Source organism: Janthinobacterium rivuli (assembly GCF_029690045.1).
In the GTDB taxonomy this organism is placed as follows: domain Bacteria; phylum Pseudomonadota; class Gammaproteobacteria; order Burkholderiales; family Burkholderiaceae_D; genus Janthinobacterium; species Janthinobacterium rivuli.
In genome coordinates, this window is the sequence record NZ_CP121464.1 from 5,786,457 (window position 1) to 5,807,398 (window position 20,942).

The 20,942-nt window shown below is 63.6% G+C and carries 18 protein-coding genes; 5 read left to right on the forward strand and 13 right to left on the reverse strand.

Annotated elements, in window-relative coordinates; all coding sequences use genetic code 11:
• Positions 1–4 precede the first annotated feature (4 nt).
• The 7 genes from P9875_RS26275 to P9875_RS26305 form a co-directional block, all read right to left on the reverse strand.
• Positions 5–1,192 carry an efflux RND transporter periplasmic adaptor subunit gene (locus tag P9875_RS26275; RefSeq protein ID WP_099401610.1) on the reverse strand — a complete coding sequence of 396 codons (1,188 nt, stop codon included), beginning with the start codon at positions 1,190–1,192 and terminating at the stop codon, positions 5–7.
• A 91-nt stretch (positions 1,193–1,283) separates the two neighbouring features.
• Complete coding sequence (locus P9875_RS26280) at positions 1,284–1,625, reverse strand: DUF3325 domain-containing protein (protein WP_278317019.1); 342 nt, start codon at positions 1,623–1,625, stop codon at positions 1,284–1,286.
• The gene (locus tag P9875_RS26285) at positions 1,622–3,325 is read right to left on the reverse strand and encodes a PepSY-associated TM helix domain-containing protein (RefSeq protein WP_035822160.1); all 1,704 of its coding nucleotides are present in this window, start codon (positions 3,323–3,325) and stop codon (positions 1,622–1,624) included. Before P9875_RS26285 ends, P9875_RS26280 begins: the two co-directional genes overlap by 4 nt.
• Complete coding sequence (locus tag P9875_RS26290) at positions 3,322–3,603, reverse strand: hypothetical protein (protein WP_152598776.1); 282 nt, start codon at positions 3,601–3,603, stop codon at positions 3,322–3,324. The genes P9875_RS26285 and P9875_RS26290 overlap by 4 nt, the downstream gene beginning before the upstream one ends.
• 116 nt (positions 3,604–3,719) lie before the next feature.
• Entirely contained in the window at positions 3,720–5,921 is a 2,202-nt protein-coding gene (locus P9875_RS26295) for a TonB-dependent siderophore receptor (protein WP_278317020.1), read from the reverse strand.
• Positions 5,922–6,035: 114 nt separating this feature from the next.
• Complete coding sequence (locus P9875_RS26300; RefSeq protein WP_278317021.1) at positions 6,036–7,028, reverse strand: FecR domain-containing protein; 993 nt, start codon at positions 7,026–7,028, stop codon at positions 6,036–6,038.
• Positions 7,025–7,534: a sigma-70 family RNA polymerase sigma factor gene (locus P9875_RS26305; RefSeq protein ID WP_278317022.1), complete on the reverse strand. Its 510-nt coding sequence runs from the start codon at positions 7,532–7,534 to the stop codon at positions 7,025–7,027. The genes P9875_RS26300 and P9875_RS26305 overlap by 4 nt, the downstream gene beginning before the upstream one ends.
• A 239-nt stretch (positions 7,535–7,773) precedes the next feature.
• Here P9875_RS26305 and ffh point away from each other — a divergent pair, with 239 nt between their 5' ends.
• Positions 7,774–9,141 (forward strand): signal recognition particle protein, encoded by a 1,368-nt coding sequence (gene ffh, locus P9875_RS26310; protein ID WP_034746567.1) that lies wholly within the window; start codon positions 7,774–7,776, stop codon positions 9,139–9,141.
• 431 nt (positions 9,142–9,572) lie between these two features.
• A complete protein-coding gene (locus tag P9875_RS26315) occupies positions 9,573–9,968 on the forward strand; it encodes an SWIB/MDM2 domain-containing protein (RefSeq protein ID WP_071653383.1) in 396 nt (131 codons plus the stop codon).
• A gap of 102 nt (positions 9,969–10,070) precedes the next feature.
• Here the strand turns inward: P9875_RS26315 and P9875_RS26320 are convergent, their stop codons facing one another.
• Entirely contained in the window at positions 10,071–10,688 is a 618-nt protein-coding gene (locus P9875_RS26320) for a lytic transglycosylase domain-containing protein (RefSeq protein ID WP_278317023.1), read from the reverse strand.
• Entirely contained in the window at positions 10,685–12,424 is a 1,740-nt protein-coding gene (locus P9875_RS26325) for a proline--tRNA ligase (RefSeq protein WP_278317024.1), read from the reverse strand. Before P9875_RS26325 ends, P9875_RS26320 begins: the two co-directional genes overlap by 4 nt.
• A gap of 204 nt (positions 12,425–12,628) precedes the next feature.
• On the opposite strand from P9875_RS26325, the gene P9875_RS26330 reads away from it, so the two are divergent.
• A complete protein-coding gene (locus P9875_RS26330; protein WP_034780273.1) occupies positions 12,629–13,261 on the forward strand; it encodes an RNA pyrophosphohydrolase in 633 nt (210 codons plus the stop codon).
• A gap of 101 nt (positions 13,262–13,362) precedes the next feature.
• On the opposite strand, the gene mqo is transcribed toward P9875_RS26330, so the two are convergent.
• Entirely contained in the window at positions 13,363–14,964 is a 1,602-nt protein-coding gene (mqo, locus tag P9875_RS26335; RefSeq protein ID WP_035822170.1) for a malate dehydrogenase (quinone), read from the reverse strand.
• A gap of 477 nt (positions 14,965–15,441) precedes the next feature.
• On the opposite strand from mqo, the gene P9875_RS26340 reads away from it, so the two are divergent.
• Together P9875_RS26340 and P9875_RS26345 are read left to right on the forward strand one after the other, a co-directional pair.
• The gene (locus P9875_RS26340) at positions 15,442–15,909 is read left to right on the forward strand and encodes a DUF1203 domain-containing protein (RefSeq protein ID WP_278317025.1); all 468 of its coding nucleotides are present in this window, start codon (positions 15,442–15,444) and stop codon (positions 15,907–15,909) included.
• A 60-nt stretch (positions 15,910–15,969) separates the two neighbouring features.
• A complete protein-coding gene (locus P9875_RS26345) occupies positions 15,970–16,392 on the forward strand; it encodes a DUF1841 family protein (RefSeq protein WP_099401619.1) in 423 nt (140 codons plus the stop codon).
• On the opposite strand, the gene P9875_RS26350 is transcribed toward P9875_RS26345, so the two are convergent.
• Genes P9875_RS26350 through nirK form a run of 3 tightly spaced genes read right to left on the reverse strand, consistent with a single transcriptional unit; the run spans position 16,389 to position 20,853 of the window.
• Entirely contained in the window at positions 16,389–18,668 is a 2,280-nt protein-coding gene (locus P9875_RS26350; RefSeq protein ID WP_278317026.1) for a nitric-oxide reductase large subunit, read from the reverse strand. The genes P9875_RS26345 and P9875_RS26350 overlap by 4 nt on opposite strands.
• A gap of 14 nt (positions 18,669–18,682) precedes the next feature.
• Complete coding sequence (gene ytfE / locus P9875_RS26355; protein WP_278317027.1) at positions 18,683–19,360, reverse strand: iron-sulfur cluster repair protein YtfE; 678 nt, start codon at positions 19,358–19,360, stop codon at positions 18,683–18,685.
• Between the two features lie 26 nt (positions 19,361–19,386).
• Positions 19,387–20,853 carry a copper-containing nitrite reductase gene (nirK, locus tag P9875_RS26360; RefSeq protein WP_278317028.1) on the reverse strand — a complete coding sequence of 489 codons (1,467 nt, stop codon included), beginning with the start codon at positions 20,851–20,853 and terminating at the stop codon, positions 19,387–19,389.
• Positions 20,854–20,942: the final 89 nt, after the last annotated feature.

Below are 20,942 nucleotides of genomic sequence, written 5' to 3' on the forward strand. Positions count from 1 at the left end.
GCGCTCACAGCTGGAACCTGCTGCTGCCGCTGCCGGCCGGCTGTTCGCCCGTGACCAGCAGCTCGCCTTCGCGCAAGCCTTGCAGCACTTCCGCGCTGAGGCGGTTGCGCACGCCCACGGTGACGGCGCGCGTATCGACCTTGCCGTCCGCATCCATCACGCGGGCCGTGAACTGCCCCGGCTTGGCGCCTTCTTCCGTCGAGGGTTTCAGGGCCGGCAAGGGCACGGCCAGCACATTGTTCGCCGCCGCCGTGACGAATACCACCTGCGCCGTCATCTGCGGCATCAGTTCGCCGTCGGCGTTATCGACGTCGAACAGCACTGTATACAAGATCACCTTGCTGGTCGACGGCGCCAGGGCCGTGCCGGCGGCGGAACCACCGGGCACCGGCGGGGCCGGCAGCACCTGGCGCACCTTGCCGCTCCAGCGCCGCTGGTCGCCGCCCAGGGTGGTGAAGTACACGGGCATGTCCGGGCGCACGCGGCGCACGTCCGCTTCCGATACTTCCGTCCATACCGTCATGGCCGACAGGTCGGCGATGCGCAGGATGTTCGGCGTCTGGTACGTGGCGTTCAGGGTTTGCCCCTCTTTTGCATCCAGGCCCACTACCTTGCCGGCCATGGGCGCGTAGATGCGCGTGTAACCGAGGCGCGCCTCGTCCGCCTTCAGGCTGGCCTGGGTCTGGGCTATCTGCGCCTTCAGGTGATCGATCTTGGCACCGGCCGAGGCCAGCGTGGCTTCGGCCGTTTCCAGGTCGGCCAAGGGCGTGGAGTCGAACTTGGCCATCTGCTTCTGGCGGCCATGCTGCTGGCCCGCCAGGCGGTGCTGCGCCTGCTGGTCGGCCAGCTGCGCGCGCAAGCCCGCCAGCGCGGCGCGGCCCGCGTCGACCGTGGCTTGCTGCACGCTGGGGTCGATCTCGGCCAGCAACTGGCCTTTTTCCACGGCGCTGCCCGGCTGTACGTGCAAACGCGTGATCTGGCCCGACACCTGCGCGCCCACGTCGACATAGGTTTGCGGCTGCAGGGTGCCGATGGCCGTGACGCTGGCCTCAATGTTGCCGCGCTTGACGGGCGCCGTGTCGAACACGGTTTTCGGGCCGCGCGTGGCCCACAGTGCGCCGGCGCCGAACAGCGCCAGCAAGACCACGCCGCCCAGGATGCGGGCGCGGCGGGTAGGCAGGCGGGCCGCCATCAGGCAGCCACTTTCAATACATTCAACACATCAATCGGTGTCGCCAGGCGTGAAAAGTGCATCAGTCTATCCTTGAAAATGGCGGTAAACATCACCGCAGGAACGTCACAAGACCTGCCAGCGCGGCGACGGCTGCCAGCAGGGAACTACGAAACAGCAAGCGGGGCGCATACGGCAGCAGCAGGGCCACCAGCAGCGCGCCCGCCCCGATGAACCCCAGCCAGGCGACCACGCCGACGGTGGCGCTCCAGCCGGCCACGCAGGGCCAGATGGCCAGCGCCAGCAACACCGCGCCGGCCAGTTGCAGCGCGCGCCGCACGTTTGGCGCCGCGTCCCTGCCCCAGACCTGGCCATGGTGGCGGTCCATCGCCAGCGAGAGGCTGGCCATGCCCGCATACGACAGGCCCAGCGCGCACAGGATGGTATTGATCATGACTGTCCTTCCGTAGTGACGTGCAGGCTGGCCGTGGGCGCAGCGTTTTCCCTGGCCGCGGCCTTTTTCAGTGGTTTTTCCTTGCGCTTGTGGACTTTCCACGCGCCCCAGGCGGCCAGCAGACCGAAGGCCATGCTGCCCAGCTCCACGCCGGCGCTTTCCCAGTCGCCGCGCGCGATTTGCGCCGCCAGATTGTCGCCCGTGCTCAATACATTCAAGACGGGCAGCAGCAGGCACAGGGCGGCCAGCAAGCCCAGTTGCTCGATCCACGCGCGCTTTTCCGCGCGCAGGCAGGCGTGCACCAGCATCACAAACCACACGCCGAAGAAGGCCCGCAATTCCCAGCCGGCGCGGTGCTCGATGCCGACGGGGATCAAACGGTTGGCCCACAGGAAGCCCACGCAGGCGATGGACAGGCCGGCGATCGCCGCCACGTTCAGGCAGGCGATGACGCGGTACACGCGCTGTGTGTAGGCGCCGAACTCGCCGCCCGACTTCTGGCGACGCTTGACCATGAACAGGATCGCCCCCGTGCCCATCATGGCCGTACCGGCCAGGCCGCAGAAAAAGTACAGCCAGCGCATCGGCGTGCCGCCGAAGCCCACCATGTGCAGGTTCGACATGACGGAGCGCGTCAGGCCCGCGCCACCCGTATCCGACTCGCCGGGCAGGCGCAAGGCGACCTGTTCGCCCGTGGCCAGCGCATAGCAGGCCCGGCCCGTGTTGGCGCTGAGGCGTTCCATCGTGTCCGTCTCTTCATTCCAGCCGTACATGCACACGCGCATGGACGCGTCGTTCGGGTTGTCCAGCACCACGGCGCGGATTTCCTGGCCGATGGCCTGTTCGGCGCGCAGCGCGAACGATTCCAGCGCGGGAATGGCCAGCGGCTGGCCCGTTTTCACGGGTTTACCCACATCGTTCCAGTCGGCCAAAAAGGCTTTCTTGGCATTGTCCATGCCGTATTGCGCCACCACGGGGGCCGGCACATAGTCATCGCTGAAGAAGGCCAGGCCCGTGTAGGCGATCATGAACTGGAACGGCAAGGTCAGCACGGCCACCGCGTTGTGCGCGTCGAGCCACGAGCGCTGGCCCTTGGCCGGGCGGAAGGTGAAGAAATCCTTGAAGATGCGCTTGTGCGTGATGACGCCGCTCACCAGCGCCACCAGCATGATCATGGTGGTGATGGCGACGATCCATACGCCGATGCGTCCCGCGTGCAGCTCGTAGTGAAAATCGACGAAATGGTGGCCGCCGATGGTCTCGCGCGCATTTTCCTCGCGCGCATGTTCGATGACGGCGCCCGTCAGCGGATCGAGGTCCGCCGAGCCGTAGCCGCCGGCGGGCTGGAACCAATAGGCGGACAAGCCGTGGCCGGGACGCTGCACGGGCCAGATTTCCCACATGTCCGCCTTCGGATGTTCCTTGGCCATGAAGTCGAGCGCCAGTTCCAGGCGGTGCCCACGGTCCGTGACCTTCGGCAGCGGCGGATCGTTCGCATGCGCCGCCTCTTCGAGCGCGTGTTCGGGCGTCATCCAGTGGCCGATCGGGTCGTCGAAGACGGCCAGGGTGCCGGTCAGGAAAATGGCGAACAGCAGCCAGGAAATCCACAGGCCGCTCCACGTATGCAGCCAGGCCATGGCCTGGCGCAAGCCGCCCTGCTGCGGCGTTTTCACCACTTTATCTACCTTGACGGCGTTCATGCTGCACCTCGCGACAGCAGCAGGCCAAGGCCGCCGCATAGAATCGCCGGCAGCAGCATGCCCAGCCAGGCGCGGCGCAGGTCCTGCACGGCAAAGACCCAGATCACGGCGCAGGTGTAGACGACGAAGGCGCTCAGGGTGGCCGTCAGCACGGCTTCGGCGCGCGACAGCGGCAGCACGGCGGCCAGCAGCACGGCCACGCCGGACGTGAGCGCATAGCCGCCAAAGACGGCGGCCAGCACGCGCGAGAACAACATCATGTGGGCCGATTTCATCATCGCGGCGCTCCCTGCGGCACACGCTGGCTCACGCCATTGCTGGCGTGGGCCAGATTCAACTGCACATTCATAAGCCATGCATCCTTCATCAAGATAGATCATTCAAAAGCGGTTATTTACAGTGTGTAGTTCAAGGTCAGCATCAGGTTGCGCGGCGTGCCCACCAGGTTGCCCACCACATCGGAGTAGATGCTCTGGTAGTAGCGCTTGTCGAGCGCATTGTTCACGTTCAGGCGCAGCTCGGCGCGGCTGTCGATCTGCCACGCGGCGTTCAGACCCACGATCGCGTAGCGGCCCTGGCGCAGATGGTAGGCGCCTTCCTTCGACTCGGTCGCGCCCTGCCCGTACACCGAAGCGCCGATGCGCCAGCCCTGCGCCGCGCCGGACAGGCGGTAGCTGGTGGCCAGCTTGAGCTGCTGGCGCGGATAGCGGCTGTTGAAGTCCTTGCCGATATTGGCCGGATCGCTGTCGCGCGTAAATTGCGCCTTCACATACGTAAAGCCGGCCGACAGCTGCCAGTCGGGCGTCAGCGCGCCCGCCACGTCCAGCTCCACGCCTTCGCTGCGCACTTCGCCCGACGCGCGCTGGCAATAGCCCCAGGTGCTGCCGGGGCAGGGATCCGGGCCGGCCAGGTCGTCCACGCCGCGGTTTTGCTGGCGGATCTGGAACACGGCCGCGCTGGCATTGAGAGCGCCGCCGAAGTATTCGCCTTTTACGCCCGCTTCATAGTTGGTGCCGCTGATCGGCTTCAATGGCTGCGCATTGGCGTCGGTGGCCGCTTGCGGCTGGAAGATTTCGGTCCAGCTGGCGTACACGGAATGCTGCTTGTCGAGGTCATACACGACGCCGGCGTACGGCGTGAATTCGCGCGCCACCGAGTAGCCGGCATCGTCCTTGTACCAGCTCACGCGCCCGCCCAACACCAGCGACAGCGGCTCGGCCAGGCGCATGCGCGTGCCCGCATACACGCCGCTTTGCTCGGTGATGCTGGCCGTGCCCCACTGCGCGTAATTGATGACGGGGCGCGCCACGCTGCCCACATCCCAGTGGTAGGGGTCGATCACCGGCGCGCTCGCTTGCCGGGTGTACGCCGCCCAGCCGCCATAGCTGTTTTTCGACGAACGGCGGTGGCTGGCGCCGACCGTCAGCTCGTGCTCGCGGCCGAACAGGCTGTAGCTGCCGCTGGCATACGCGTCATAGCTGGTATTGGCCAGTTCGGCGCGGTAGCTTTGCGAATTGAAGCGCAGGGTGTCGCCGCGGCGGTTGATGCCGGAAAACGTCGTGTCGATCTCGGGCGTCTTGCGCGTGGCGGCCAGCTTGGCCTTCCAGCCATTGCCGAAGCGGTGTTCCAGTTCGGCGAAGATGGTTTTATCCGTCTGGCGCCAGCCATCGAAGTCGGTGCCCAGGTAAGTCGAGCGGGGCAAGTTCAAAAAGCTGCCGTCGGCGGCCGTCACCACGCCCGTCGCGACGCCGTCGTTATCCGTCTTGCGGTAGTGGGCGCCCACGGTCAAGGTGGTGTCCGGGCGCAGATCCGCCTCGATGATGCCGTACAGCTGGTGATTGCGGCCATGCAGCACGTCGACAAAATCCTTCTTGTCCTGCACCGTCGCGACGATGCGCCCGCGCAGGGTCTTCGCTTCATTGAGCGCGTTGGCCGCATCGGCTTCCAGGCGGTAGTTGCTCCAGCTGCCCACGCTGGCCGAGAATGACGCTTGCGGCGTGGCCGTCGGGCGCTTGCGCACCATATTGATGGCCGCGCTGGGCGTGCCGCTGCCCGTCATCAAGCCCGTGGCGCCGCGCACCACTTCGATGCGGTCATAGATGGCCAGGTCGTCATTGTCGCCATTGAAGGTGCCGTTCGCGCCCAGGCTGGTAGGCAAGCCATCGAACAGGATGTTCTCGACTGGAAAGCCGCGTGCGCTGAAACTGCCCGAATCACCCGTAAAGTTGCCCTTTTGCATGACCAGCCCCGTGATCGACTGCACCGCGTCGTCCAGTGTCGTGATGCCCAGGTCGTCGATCTGCTGGCGCGTCAGCACGCTGACCGACTGCGGCGTCTCGCGCAGCGACAGGTTCAGCTTGGTTGCCGTATTGCTCACGCCCGTCGTGTAGGAGCCGCTGCCTTCTGTTGTCGCATCGCGCCCTGCCGTGACGGACACGCCGAGCATGGTCTGTTCGGCAGCAGGGATGGCAGGCGTGGCCTGCTGCGCCAGCGCCGGCAGGCTGGCGGCCAGGCACAGGGCGGCAGCCGCTTGCGCCAGCGGACGCAATGCGCAGTGATGAGATGGCAAACTGACAAAATTCAAAGCGTGAAACATGCAAGTTCCTGATAGTAGTGGCGTCATCAGACGGTGAAAAACAGGCGCCCTACTCTGTAGGTGCCGCGAAAACGAAAAACGGGCAGTCCGGCTGCAAGTATTTTTTGTGGGGTGCTACGGCGCCGGTTCGACGCTGACCCAATACCGCGTGCGGCTGCGCACCTGCACTGGTAAGGAATTGGGCAGCATGTTCAGGATGCGCTGGGTGTCGGCCAGCGGGAACACGCCCGACAGGCGCAGCTGGGCCACTGCCGGTGCGCAATCGATCACGCCGGGGCGGTAGCGGGCCAGGTCGGCCAGGAAATCGCCGAGGGTCACGTCGTCGACGATCAGTTGCCCACGCGACCAGGCGTGCGCATACGCATCGATGGCGTGCGGCGCGTCTGGCGCCTGGCGGGAAAACGCCACGCCGTGGCCGGCCGCCAGCAGCAAGGGCGCGCCGCTGCCATCGCGGGGCAGGATTTCAACGGCGCTTTCCAACACGTCCACGGTGCTGTAGTCATCCTGCTGGCGCACGGCAAAGCGCGTGCCCAGCGCGCGCACCATGCCTTCGCGCGTGGCCACCACCAAAGGCGCGCCGCTGCCGGCGCCATGGCCGCTGGTGACGAGGATCTCGCCAGCCAGCAGCTCGATCAGGCGCCGGCTGGCGTCGAAACGCACGTTCACGGCCGATCCCGTATTCAGACTGAGCACACTGCCATCGTCCAGCACCACCTCGCGCCGCTCGCCCGTGGCCGTGCGGTAGTCGGCGCGCAGGGCGCGCACGCCATCCCAGGCATCCGTCTGCGCGGCCAGCATGCCGCCGCCGGCCGCCACGCCCAGCCACGCCAGCAACTGGCGCCGCTTGCCGTTGACGGCTTGCTGCTGCGTGCCGGCCAGCGCCTGCGCGGCCGCACCGCGGTGCAAGCCGTTGAAGCGCTGCGATACGGCTTCGATATGCCGCCAGGCCCGTTCATGTTCAGGGTCGGCCTCGCGCCAGCGCTGCCATGCGGCGTGCTGCGCCGCGTCCATCTCGCCCGACATCAGCATGGTCAGCCACTCGGCCGCCTGCTTCTGCACATCCTCGCGGATGGCCGCCGGGGCCGCAGCATTCCCCACCGTGCTCATGCCGGCAGCGAGAAAAACACCTGGCGGTTGGCGCGCGTCAGGTATTGCTTGACCGAGCTGGCCGACACGTTCAGGCGCGCGGCGATCTCGGCATAGCTGAGGCCCTCCAGTTGCGCCAGCAGGAACGCCGTGCGCACGGGCGCCGGCAAGCCGTCGAGGGCCGCATCGATTTCCTGCAAGGCTTCCAGCGCCAGCAGCCGTTCTTCGGGCGCGGGCGCCAGCTCGGGCGGCAGACAGGCCAGCGCCTCCAGATACGCATCTTCCAGCACTTGCCGGCGGTGGCGGTGCGCCACCAGGCGGCGCGCGATGGTGGCCAGGAAAGGCCGCGCTTCGCGGATCTGCGGCGCGGCATCGGCCGTCAGCACGCTGATGAAAGTATCTTGCGCCAGGTCCGCCGCGTCGCCTGCATTGCCCAGCTTATGCCGCAGCCAGCCCTGCAGCCAGCCGTGATGGCTGCTGTAGAGCGCGTGCAGGTCTTGTTGCTGTGCAAAATCGGCGGCCGACATGGCATCCCTTTCCGCCCGGGCGTGCGGCGCCCGAGAATGTAAATAAGAATTATTCTCATTCTAACCGCGTTCCTGCCATTCATGCAATCGCGGCATTGCCAGAAATACCAACTAATTCAAAAGCAGGCCAACCGCCAGGCGGCGCAGCGCGGGACCGCCAGCCACCCGCGATGGGGTAAAATGGCGCCCATCGTCCGGCTTGCGCCGCCCACTCCCAAGCTTTTCATTGCAGGTTCATCATGCTAGATAATCTCACCCAACGGCTTGCCAAAGTCGTCAAGACCATGCGCGGCGAGGCGCGCCTGACCGAAGCGAACACCGCCGACATGCTGCGCGAAGTGCGCCTGGCGCTGCTCGAAGCCGACGTCGCCCTGCCCGCCGTGCGCGAATTCATCGCCAAAGTCAAAGAAAAAGCCATGGGCGAGGATGTCATTTCCTCGCTCACGCCAGGCCAGGCCCTGGTAGGCGTGGTGCAGCGCGAACTGGCCGCCCTGATGGGCGCCGACCTGGGACCGGAAGCGTCGCAGATCAGCTTTGCGCAGCAGCCGCCCGCCATCATCCTGATGGCCGGTTTGCAGGGTGTGGGTAAAACCACCACCGTCGGCAAGCTGGCGAAGTATCTGAAGGAAGAAAAGAAGAAGAAAGTGCTGACCGTCTCGGCCGACGTGTACCGTCCCGCCGCAATCGCCCAGCTGCAATCGGTCACCGCCCAGGTGGGCGCCGACTTCTTCCCGTCCACCAGCACGGACAAGCCGGTCGACATCGCGCTGGCCGCGCTGGACTGGGCGAAAAAGCATTACCACGACGTGCTGATCATCGATACGGCGGGCCGTCTCGGTATCGACGAAGAGATGATGCGCGAAATCGCCGCCGTCCACGGCGCCGTGAAACCGATCGAAACCCTGTTTGTCGTCGACGCCATGCTGGGCCAGGACGCCATCAACACGGCCAAAGCCTTCAATGATGCGCTGCCGCTGACCGGTATCGTGCTGACCAAGCTCGATGGCGATGCGCGCGGCGGTGCGGCCCTGTCCGTGCGCCACATCACGGGCAAACCGATCAAGTTTGCCGGCGTCTCGGAAAAACTCGACGGCCTGGAAGCGTTCGACCCGACCCGCATGGCCAACCGCATCCTGGGCATGGGCGACATCCTCGCGCTGGTGGAAGAAGCGCGCAAGGGCGTCGACAGCAAGGCGGCGGCCGACCTGGCGCAGAAGATCAAGGTCGGCGGCAAGTTCGACATGAACGACTTCAAGGCGCAACTGGGCCAAATGAAGAAAATGGGCGGCATGGCCAACCTGATGGACAAGCTGCCGGCCCAGTTCCAGCAGGCGGCAGGCGGCAAGAACATGGATCAAGCCGACAAGCAGGTGCGCCGCATGTGCGGCATCATCGACTCGATGACGCCGCAGGAACGCGCCAAGCCTGAACTGATCAAGGCCACGCGCAAGCGCCGCATCGCCGCCGGCGCCGGCGTGCAGGTGCAGGAAGTGAACCGCATGCTGACGCAATTCGAGCAAATGCAGACGATGATGAAGAAATTGTCGGGCGGCGGCATGATGAAGATGATGCGCTCGATGAAGGGCATGATGCCTGGCATGAGGTAAGGCTTCAAAATCCGCTGCGCGGTGGTCTTTGCGGCCGGCGATGCTCACCGTACTAAAGTACGGTTGCGCTTCTCGGCCACAAATACCATCCGCTCGCTGTGATTTTGAAGGCCTTTTTTACGCCGCGTGAGGCGTATCTCAAATCAAGAAACACCGTTATCAAATAATGCCGGATTGCATTTTCATGTGTCCGGCATCACTCTTCCCTCCCCCAGCAACGCCCCTCCCCGCATAGCCAGCAACCATGCCATTTACAGGCAAAAACGCCGTTCTGCGCTCCCAAGCGGTGCGCCCGGGCGACAGCATTGCCATTTCCCTGCTTTTTCCTCGTGAAAACGTGAAAAACACTTGCATACAAGGTAAATCCACACCAATATTAGCCGTGCGATTAATTGCGCAATTTCCCATGTGTTTGTTAAGGAGGCTCGAAGATGGCAACAGCCAAAAAAACCCCAGTAGCAGCGCCAGCCAAAGCAGCAGCAGCCAAGCCTGCAGCCGCCAAGAAAGCAGCACCCGCAGCCAAAGCAGCAGCTAAACCAGCAGCGGCGAAGAAAGCGGCAGCACCGGCAACACCACGCAAGCCAAACGCAGCATTCATGAAAGCAATGACGCCATCGAAAGAGCTGGCCGCCGTTGTTGGCGCAGCACCACTGCCGCGCACGGAAGTGACCAAAAAGGTATGGGATTACATCAAAAAACTCGATCTGCAAGATCCGGCCAACCGCCGCATGATCAATGCGGACGACAAGCTGAAAGCAGTTTTCGGCGGCAAAGCCCAAGTCTCCATGTTTGAAATGACGAAACTGATCTCCGATCATTTGAAATAATCAGATACGCACAGGGCGTTTCGCGCCGTGTGAGTGCCCCGCCGCTTTACTGCGAGCGGGGCATTTTTTTGGGGTCAGACCCGTTGGGTCTGACCCCAGCCTTCATTTGAATTCCCACTGCCGCCAAGCCGCCCTGACCGCATTCGGATACTCGGCCCGCCCCCGGCTGCCGTTATACCGCCCCAGCGCCAGGTACAAATCGCCTTTTTCCATATCCAGGTACATGCGCAAGATCGCGCAGCCGTAGCGCAGATTCGTCTGCATGTGAAACAGCTTGCTGCGGTCATGGTCGCCGATGACGCCCGTCCAAAATGGCATCACCTGCATGTAGCCACGCGCGCCGGCCAGCGAGACGGCGTACTTGCGGTAGGCGGACTCCACCTGGATCAGGCCCAGCACGAGGGCCGGTTCCAGGCCCGCGCGGCGCGCTTCATACCAGACGGTTTCCAGGAATTCCGTGCGCAGCTGGGCGTCCGGCAGCTTGCGCTGCAGGCGCGACGACATCTGCGCCAGCCATTGCTGGTAGCGCTGCAAGTCGGCGGGCGTGGCAAATTTGGGTTGCGGCGGGCGTTCGTCGCGGATCGCGTGCGACAGGGCCAGACGGACGGAGTCGGCCAGCGCCTCCTCCTTCTGGTTGCCGGCCTGCGCCGGAGAGACGCAGGCCAGGCCGGCGGCCAGCGCGAGCGCGCCAGCCGTCTTGCTTACAGATAAACGCTTCACTGCGCCATTTTGCCCTGGATGAAGGCGACGATCTCGTCCGGTGCCACGCCGGAAGCTTCCGTATCGCGGCGGCCCTGGTATTCCAGCTTGCCTTCTTTCAGGCCGCGCTCGCCGATGACGATGCGGTGCGGCACGCCAATCAGTTCCCAGTCGGCGAACATGGCGCCAGGGCGCAAGCCGCGGTCGTCGACGATGACGTCCACGCCAGCGCCTTGCAGGGCCGCGTACAGCTTCTCCGTCTCTTCCTTGACCAGTTCGCTGCGGTCCATGCCCATCGGGCACAGCACGACCTCGAATGGCGCGATCGACGCGGGCCAGATGATGCCCTTGTCGTCGAAGTTCTGCTCGATGGCGGCGCCCAGGATGCGCGTCACGCCGATGCCGTAGCAGCCCATCTGCAGCGGCGCAGGCTTGCCGTTTTCGTCGAGGAAGGTGGCTTTCATGCTTTCCGAGTACGCCGTACCCAGCTGGAACACGTGGCCCACTTCGATGCCGCGCTCGATGGCGAGTGCGCCCTGGCCGTCCGGCGAAGCGTCGCCGGCGACGACATTGCGCAAATCAGCCACGATGGCAGGCTCGGCCACGTCGCGGCCCCAGTTGGCGCCCGTGTAGTGGAAACCGGCCTCATTCGCGCCGCAAACGAAATCGCTCATGTGGGCGACCGTGCGGTCCGCCACCACGGTGACGGGTGCTTGCGTGCCGATCGGGCCCAGGTAGCCAGGAATCGTGCCGTAGACTTCCAGGATTTCCGCTTCCGTGGAGAAACGGTGACCGGCCAGGCCGGCAACCTTGCCCACCTTGATGTCGTTCAATTCATGGTCGCCGCGCAGCAGCAGCATGAAGTGCTGTTTCGTGACTTTCTCGTCCTTGCCCGTCGTTTCCACCGTCAGGGCGATGGTTTTCACGGTGCGCGACAGTTCCAGGCCCAGCAAGGCGGCCACGGTTTCGCACTTGACGGTGTCCGGCGTGGCCGTTTTCGTCAGTGCCTGGGCGGCGGCCGGGCGCTCGCCGGCTGGCGGCAGCGCTTCGGCCGCTTCCATGTTGGCGGCGTAATCGGAGGTCGGGCAGTACACGAGCGCATCTTCCCCCGTGTGGGCGATGACGTGAAATTCATGCGAACCGGAACCGCCGATGGCGCCGTTATCGGCTGCCACGGCGCGGAATTTCAGGCCGAAACGCGTGAAGATGCGCGTGTAGGCGTCAAACATGACCTTGTACGACGCTTGCATGCCGGCCAGGTCGCGGTCGAACGAGTAGGCGTCCTTCATCGTGAATTCGCGGCCGCGCATCAGGCCGAAGCGTGGGCGGCGCTCGTCGCGGAACTTGGTCTGGATGTGATAAAAATTCAACGGCAGCTGGCGGTAGGACTTGATTTCCGTGCGCACAACGTCGGTGATGACTTCTTCCGATGTCGGCTGGATCGCGTATTCGCGGCCGTGGCGGTCTTTCACGCGCATCAGTTCGTCGCCCATCTTGGTCCAGCGGCCCGTCTCTTGCCACAGTTCGGCTGGCTGCACGAGCGGCATCAGCAGTTCGATACCGGCGGCTTTGTTCATCTCGTCACGGATGATGGCTTCCACCTTGCGAATCACGCGCAAGCCCATCGGCATGTAGGTATAGATGCCGGAACCGAGGCGTTTGATCATGCCTGCACGCATCATCAATTGGTGGCTGACGATTTCCGCGTCAGAAGGTGCATCTTTAAGTGTGGAAATAAAAAAACGGGAGGCGCGCATAACGGTGAATTCTTTTTAAAAAGAGAGGGTTATAATCAACCTAATTTTAAAGGATTAGCTGGCTGATGCGTCCATACTTTACACAAATGCGCTCAATTGGTGCGATTCCGGCGCTTTTCGCACCCCGAAAAGGTCACCGGCTTGCGAAGTTGTGGGTAATTATGTAAAAAAAGACGCACTGTCGCAGAAAGTTTGAGGTGCATTATGCTCGACCGTGAAGGGTTTCGGCCCAACGTCGGCATCATCCTGCTAAACGCCCAGAACGAGGTGTGGTGGGGCAAGCGGGTGCGCGAGCACTCATGGCAGTTTCCGCAAGGCGGTATCAAATATGGCGAAACACCGGAACAAGCCATGTTTCGCGAACTTGAAGAGGAAATCGGACTCAGACAGGAACACGTCAAAATTGTCGGCCGCACCCGCGACTGGCTGCGCTATGAAGTGCCAGACCACTTCATCAAGCGCGAGATTCGCGGCCATTACCGTGGCCAGAAGCAGATTTGGTTTCTGCTGAGAATGTGCGCGCGCGATAACGACGTCAATCTGCGCCTGACCGACCATCCCGAGTTCGACGCCTGGCGCTGGCATGAATATTGGGTCCCGCTCGATGTCGTCATTGAATTTAAGCGCGATGTTTACCAGCGCGCCTTGCAGGAGCTGTCCCGCTTCCTGACCTGGCCCGTGCATGGCAACGCACAGCAAGCGCACCGCCACACGTCGCGCTACCTGCGCCAGCCCCATGCGCCACGGGCGCAGGATGGTACGGCACTGGCCAAGCCATGCGACGGCATCGCCGCCGAAGGGTGTACGCCGGAGCTGATTCTGCCAGGCAAGGAGTAGTCCGCCGCACCATGAACGCACTCTCCCACGCAAAAGGGGCAGCCTGAACAGGCTGCCCCTTTTTCATGCCGGCAGGAAACTTCCCTGCCGGTCAGGCTGACTTAGTTTGCCGCAGGCGCCGGTGCTGGCGCTGGTGCCACATCCAGGGTGATCGCTTTCAAGCCCAGGATATTGCTGCTGTAGTGGCGGATCTTGTTGGCCAGGGCCGGGTCGTTGTTCAGCTTTTGGCCATACGACGGCACCATTTCCACCATCTTGGCTTGCCACTCTGGCGTGGCCAGACGGCTCTTGAATGCCGTTTGCAGCACCTTGATCATGATCGGCGGCGCGGTCGAAGCGCCTGGCGATGCGCCCAGCAGGGCAACGATGCTGCCATCGGCGGCGCCGACGACTTCCGTGCCGAACTGCAGCAAGCCGCCTTTGACCGGGTCATCCTTGACAATCTGCACGCGCTGGCCGGCGTTTTGCAGGGTCCAGTCTTCCATCTTGGCATTCGGCAAGTACTCGCGCAGGGTGTTCAAACGGTCTTCCGGCGAGTTCATGACCTGTTCCACCAGGTATTTCGTCAGCGGAATATTGTCGTAACCGGCTTGCAGCATCGGTTTCACATTGCCCGTGCCGATCGAGGCAGGCAAGTCGATCCACGAACCGTTTTTCAGGAACTTGGTCGAGAAAGTGGCAAACGGGCCAAACAGCAGGGCTTTCTTGCCGTCGATGATGCGCGTGTCCAGATGCGGCACGGACATCGGCGGCGAACCGACGGACGCCTTGCCGTAGACCTTGGCCGCATGCGCCGCCACCAGTTCCGGATTCGTGGTCACCAGCCATTGGCCGCCGACCGGCACGCCGCCGTAGCCCTTGGCTTCAGGAATGCCCGATTTTTCCAGCAGCGGCAGCGAACCGCCGCCGGCGCCGATGAAGACGAACTTGGCGCGCATGGTCTTTTCCTTGCCTGCGGCCAGGTCTTTCACCGTCACGTTCCACACGCCATCGGCGCCGCGCTGGATGTCTTCCACCTGATGGCGCAGGTGCAAGACCATGCCGTGGCTGTCCGTCAGGTATTTCACGAGACCGCGCGTGAGGTTGCCGAAATTGACGTCGGTACCGATTTCCATGCGCGTCGCGGCCACTTTCTGGCCCTTGTCGCGGCCTTGCATGACGAGCGGCGCCCACTGCTCGATCTGCGCCTGGTCTTCCGAGAACAGCATGCCCTTGAACAGGTTTTCCTTTTGCAGCGCAGCATAGCGCTTCTTCAAAAAGGCAATATTGTCGTCGCCCCATACAAAGGCCATGTGCGGCACGTTGTTGATGAAGGTCTGCGGCGCACCCAGATGCTTGTTGGCGACCTGATAAGCCCAGAATTGCTTGGAAATTTCGAATTGCTCGTTGATGGCAACGGCTTTCTTGGTCTCGATGCTGCCATCGGCCGCTTCCGGCGTGTAGTTCAGCTCGGCGAATGCCGAGTGGCCCGTGCCGGCGTTGTTCATCGCGTCCGAACTTTCGGCGGCCACGGAATCGAGGCGTTCGACCATTTCCATCGTCAGCGACGGATCGAGTTCCTTGAGCATGCTGCCCAGGGTGGCGCTCATGGTACCGGCGCCGATCAACAGCACGTCGACCGGTTTTTCGGACGAGGCCGGCGGGGTCTTGTTACATGCCGCCAGGATCAGGCACGACATCAAAAGTAATAGCGATTTACGCATGGGTAACTCCGTTATGAATACTGAGGGGTGGCTCTTCCAGTCCACCGGGCGGCAAGTGCAAGATCATCGGAAAATGGCTATCCCTCCAGCAAAAAAACGGCCGGATCAAAGGATAACGATGGTGATGAAGCAAGCATGCTGCCGCCGCGCCGCAAGTTGCGGCAGCGATCGGGTGGCGATGGTGCGGACAAGGAAAACACGGCGCCGCTGCTGTTATGGCCCTCGCGCGGGGCCAAGCTCACAACACGGCGAATGTCCATAGCAAATATCAAGAACAGCGATTTTATCACCGTTATTTGCCCTTGCCGGGCCCTCAGGATCGTGGATAACACTTACTGTGGAGTATTAATTTAACGGTAACCAGGCGTTAAAATCCAGTTGATGCAGCAATGCACGGCGCAATACGGAGCAAGATACGGATGGCGGGACCGTATCCATCGTGGTGTGATAACGCTTTGACCACACCGGAGCTTGACCATGTCTTTTCGTATCCGCGGCCTGTCGCCCACCCCTTTCCTGGCCTGTTTCGGCCTGCCCGACGCCGAACTGGCCGCGCTGGGCATGATCCGCCACGTGGTCGACAGCCAGCCCGGTTATCCGGACCGCATCGAACTGCGCGACGCGGCGATCGGCGACACGGTGCTGCTGCTGAACCATGTTTGCCAGGATGCGGACACGCCCTACCGGGCCTCGCACGCCATCTTTATCCGTGAGGGAGCCACGCAAACCTATGACGCCGTCGACCAGGTGCCGGAATCGATGCGCATTCGGCTGCTGTCGCTGCGCGGCTATACGGAAGATGGGATGATGGTCGACGCCGATGTGGTGGAAGGCACGGCCATCGAAACCGTGATCGCGCGGCTGTTTGAGAAACCGGCTGTCAGCTATATCCACGTGCACAATGCCAAGCGTGGTTGTTATGCGGGCAGGATCGACCGGGCCTGAGAACTTATCACGGCTACGCGGTACAATATCGCCTGCCCTTTTCAGCCCCGTGCCAAAACGATGTTCAATCCTTCTTCCGACGATGTGCGCCGCTTCTTTTGCGACACTTTGCGCAAGCACCGCGCCCATGACATCCTCACGCCGATGGAAGCCATCGCACTCGACTGGATCCTCGAACATCCCGAGTATGAAAGCGAGCTCTCCGACGTCGAAGCGGCGCTGGCGCGCGATTACTCCGTCGAAGGGGGACAAGCCAATCCTTTCCTGCACCTGTCCATGCATCTGTCGATCACGGAGCAAGTGCAGGTGGACCAGCCGCGCGGTATCCGCCCGGCCGTCCAGCAGCTGACCCAGCGCCTCGATTCGGCCCATGCGGCCCAGCACGAAGTGATGGAATGCCTGGGCCAGATGATCTGGGCCTCACAACGCTCGGGTTTGCCGCCGGATACTGAAGCCTACATCGACTGCGTCCGCAGGCGTTAACCGGGCCGCACCGCCTGCGGTTGCAGTAAAGCCGCCTTCGGCGCCTTGCCCAACAACCCCAGCACCACCTGCAGCGCCATGGCCACCGCGCCGACGATGAAGACCACGTCGCCGAAGGTGCGTATCCAGCGCAGGTTCTGCAACAGCGGCTGCTGCATGAATGCCTCGCTGCGCGCATACCACAGGCCTTCCGTCACGCTGGCGTGGAACTGGATGATGCCTATCGGCAGCAAGCTGGTAAAGATCATCAGCACCAGGCCCGCATTCAAGCCCCAGAACGCCGTCTTCATCAAGGCAGGGCTGAAGCGGTAGTCGGGCCGCAAATAGCGCAGCACCAGCAAGGTAAATCCCAGCGCCAGGAAGCCGTACACGCCGAACAGCGCCGCGTGCGCATGCACGGGGGTCGTGTTCAGGCCCTGAATATAGTACAAGGCCACGGGCGGGTTGATCATGAAGCCCAGCACGCCGGCGCCCAGCATGTTCCAGAAGGCGACGGCGACAAAGCACATCATGGGCCAGCGCAACTGCTCCATCCACGGCGCGCGCTCCTTCAAGCGCCAGTTTTCCCACGCTTCATGCCCCAGCACGATCAGCGGCACCACTTCCAGCGCGCTGAAGCTCGCGCCGATGGCCATCACGGGCGTGGTGGTGCCGGCGAAGTACAGGTGGTGGAAGGTGCCGGGTATCCCGCCCAGCATGAACAGCGAGGCCGACGCCAGGCTGGCCGTCGTGGCCATGCGCACCGACACCAGGCCCAGAGTCGAGAAGATGAAGGCCAGCGCCGTCGTGGCGAACACTTCGAAGAAGCCTTCCACCCACAGGTGCACCACCCACCAGCGCCAGTATTCCATCACCGACAGGTGCGTGCGTTCGCCGTAGAACAGGCCGGCGCCGTAAAACAGGCCGATGGCGCCGACGGATGCGGTCAAGAGCGCCAGCAGGTTCTTGTCGCCGCCCGGCTTGCGCAGGGCCGGCACGACGCCGCGCAGCATCAGCACGAGCCACAGCAGGATGCCGATATATTTACCGATCTGCCACAAGCGTCCCAGGTCCACATATTCATAACCCTGGTGCCCCAGCCAGAAATTCCACTCGGGCGGCATCACTTGCGCGATGGCCAGGTAGTTGCCGATGAACGAACCGACGACGACCGCGACGAGGGCCCAGAACAGCACGTCGACGCCCAGACGCTGCCACTTGGGGTCCTTGCCGCCATTGATCAGGGGCGCGAGGAACAGGCCGGCGGCCAGGAAGCCCGTGGCGATCCAGAACAGCGCGGCCTGGATATGCCAGGTGCGCGTGAGCGCATACGGGAACCAGCGCGACACGTCGACGCCGTAGAACCGCTGCCCTTCCACCGTGTAGTGCGCCGTAAAGCCGCCGATGAAGACCTGGAAGGTAAACAGCGCCACCACCAGGAACAGATATTTTCCCAGTCCCCGCTGCGAAGGCGTCAGCGCGAACGTGGTGAGCGGGTCGCGCGGGCCGGCGGCCGGCAGCGCTTCGTCGTGGTCGCGCAAGAAAGCCCAGCCCCAGACGAGGAAGCCCACGCCGGCCAGCAGCACCACCACGCTGGCAACGGACCAGACGAGGTTTTCGCCGCTGGGCTGGTTGCCGATCAGCGGTTCATGCGGCCAGTTGTTCGTATAGGTCACTTTCTGCCCAGGACGCTCGGTGGCGGCGGCCCACGCCGTCCAGAAGAAGAACTGCGTCATCTGCGCGCGCCGCTCGGCGCTAGGCAGGGTGTTTTCCTTCATGGCGAAATGCTCGCGGCTGGCGTGCAGCGCCGGCGCGTCGGAGAACAGCTGGTCGTAGTAGTGCGCCGTGTTGGCAATCGCTTGCACGCGGCGCGGCGACAGGCGCAGCACTTGCGCATCATCGGTGCGGTTGCCCCGGTATTCCAGCTTGAGCGCTTCGCGCAGCGCCGCCTGCGCGGGGCCGTCGAGCGCCGCGTACGCCTTGCCATGCTGCTCTTGTGCGGCCAGTTCCAGCCAGGCCGTCAGTTCGCGGTGCAGCCAGTCGGCCGTCCAGTCGGGCGCCTGGTAGGCGCCGTGGCCCCAGATGGAACCGAGCTGCATGCCGCCGACCGATTGCCAGGCCGTCTGGCCATCGAGGATGCCCTCGCGGTCGAACAGCTGCCGGCCATCCTGCGCCAGCACTTGCGCGGGGATGGGCGGCGCCTGCCGGTAGACTTCCGTGCCGTAGTAGCCGAGCAGCGAAAACGTCACGATCAGCACACCGATCAGGGTGAACCAGAGTTTTTTGTAGGGACCCATGGGTCTTTCCTTTGTCAGTGCACCACGGCCGGCGCAAAGCGCTCGAACAGGATATTGTTTTCAGTGTGAATATGCGCCATCAGGTCTTCGCGGAAGGTGCGCAAGCCCGTGTACAGCGCGCGCCAGGTGGTGCAGGCGCCGCCAGGTGCGGTGATGTCGTTCGTCATCGCCTCCATCGCGCGCAAGGCCACGCCGTGGTCGTCGTGCTCCATGCGCATCACGTTGATCGGTGCGCCGGCCCGGGGGCCCTGGCCGCGCACGATCATGGGGAACAGCACGTCTTCTTCCTTGCGCATATGGCTTTCCAGCTCCTGCGTCATGGCCGACAGGTGTTCGGCCAGCCCGTGCGGACAGTCGGCGCGGTCGCCATGCACCTGCTCGACCTTGCGCGCCAGGCGTATCAGCTCGGGCAGCTGCTCGCGGTGCACGGCGTGGTAGCGCGCCAGGATGTGCTCCACCAGTTCGGTGGCCGAGGCCTCCTGCCAGTCACGCTCGCCGCTGGCGTCAGCCCGTCCTGCCAGCACTTGCAGTTCCTTGACGATGGGCGCCGTGTCCACGCCGGCCGCTTCGGCCGCCGCGCGCAATGTCTTGTTGCCGCCGCAGCAGAAATCCAGGCGGTGGGCATCGAACAGGCGCGTGGCGCCGGGGATGCGGCGGGCCAGCTGGCCCAGGGATAGCTCGATCATGTCCATAATGGTTCCTTGAGGATGAATGGGGTTTATTGATGGGTACCAGCGTGGTAGACGCCGGGCACGGGTTCGCCAGTCACTTCCAGCACGCCCACGGCGCCCTTGCCGGCGCGCGACAGCGCATGGTCGACCAGCAGATAGCTGCCCGGATGCTGTACCTTGAGTTCGACGATGGTCGCGCCGCCCGGCGCCACGAGCGTCGTTTGCACGTCGTGTTTCGGGCTGCTGATCGAGCCTTCGCTGTACACCTTGTCGAAGATCTCGCCGATGATGTGGAACGATGAAATCTTGTTCGGGCCACCGACGCCGAAATAGATGCGCACCGTCTCGCCGACTTTCGCCTGCAATTTGTGCGTCTTGCTCAGGGCGCCCACTTCGCCATTGAAGACGTAGTAGTCGGGCAGCTCATTGGCCATTTTTTCCAGGTTCGGCTCCTGGTGCACGGGCGCGCCGTGCGGACGGCCCGTGTACATCTCGCCCTGCATCACGTAGTACTCGCGGTCGACTTTCGACAGCCCGCCTTCCGGTTCGACCAGGATCATGCCGTACATGCCGGCCGCGATATGCTGCGGCACCAGCGGCGTGGCGCAGTGGTACACGAACAGGCCGGGATTGAGCGCCTTGAAGGTGACGGTTTTTTCCTGCCCCGGCGCCACCTGCGTATGCTGTCCGCCACCATGCCCGCCCGTCACGGCGTGCAGGTCGATCGAGTGGATCATCTTGCTGTCCTTGGCGTTGAACAGGGTCAGCTCCACCGTGTCGCCCACCTTCGCGCGCAGCATGGGGCCCGGCACCTGGCGATTGAAAGTCCAGTACGTAAAACTGGTGCCGTCATCGAGCTTGCCCGGCAGTTCCACCGTCTCCATCCGGTATTTCAGGGTTTGCGGCGCGCGCGCGCCGATGGCGGTCGGCACCGAGGCCGGATTGGCCGCCACGTTGACGGCAGATGGATCGGGGCCGCGCATCGGCGATGGCGCGGGCGTGTACAGGGCCAGCGCTGCGGCCTGGCTCGATTCGCTGGCGGCCTTCGGTGCCGCCGTCTCGGCCAGCGACGTGCCGCTCACTTCCAGCTTGCCTTCCATGCCGATCTGGCGGTGGCCGGGGATCGAGCAGTAATAGGTGAACGTGCCGGCGCGCGTGACCTTGAAGCGCACGGTGGTGCTGCCGCTATTGGCGCTGAACTTGGCGGATGCGACGTTCAGTTCCGGGATCAGCAAATCGTGCTCGGCGCCTTCGCCGCTTTTCAGCACGAGTTCCACCGTGTCGCCCACCTTGGCCGCCAGCACGGGGTTGACCTGGCCCTTGGCATCGATGAACACCATCTTGCCATCGACGATATTGGTTTGCAGTTCATAGCGCTTGACCGCAGCGGTAGCGGGTTTGGCGGCGGTGGCGGCGGCGCTGGCCGGCAGGCTCGCCTGGGCTTGCACGGACAGGGGCATGGCCAGTACGCAGACGGCGGCGGCGATGGCGCGGAGGGAGGGAGTCGTTTTCATCAAGCTTTCCTTGGTCTTGTATGCCGGTTCGGCACCCTTACCTAGGCAATCCGTGTGCCAGGAAAAACTTGTTTTAAATCAACGATTTG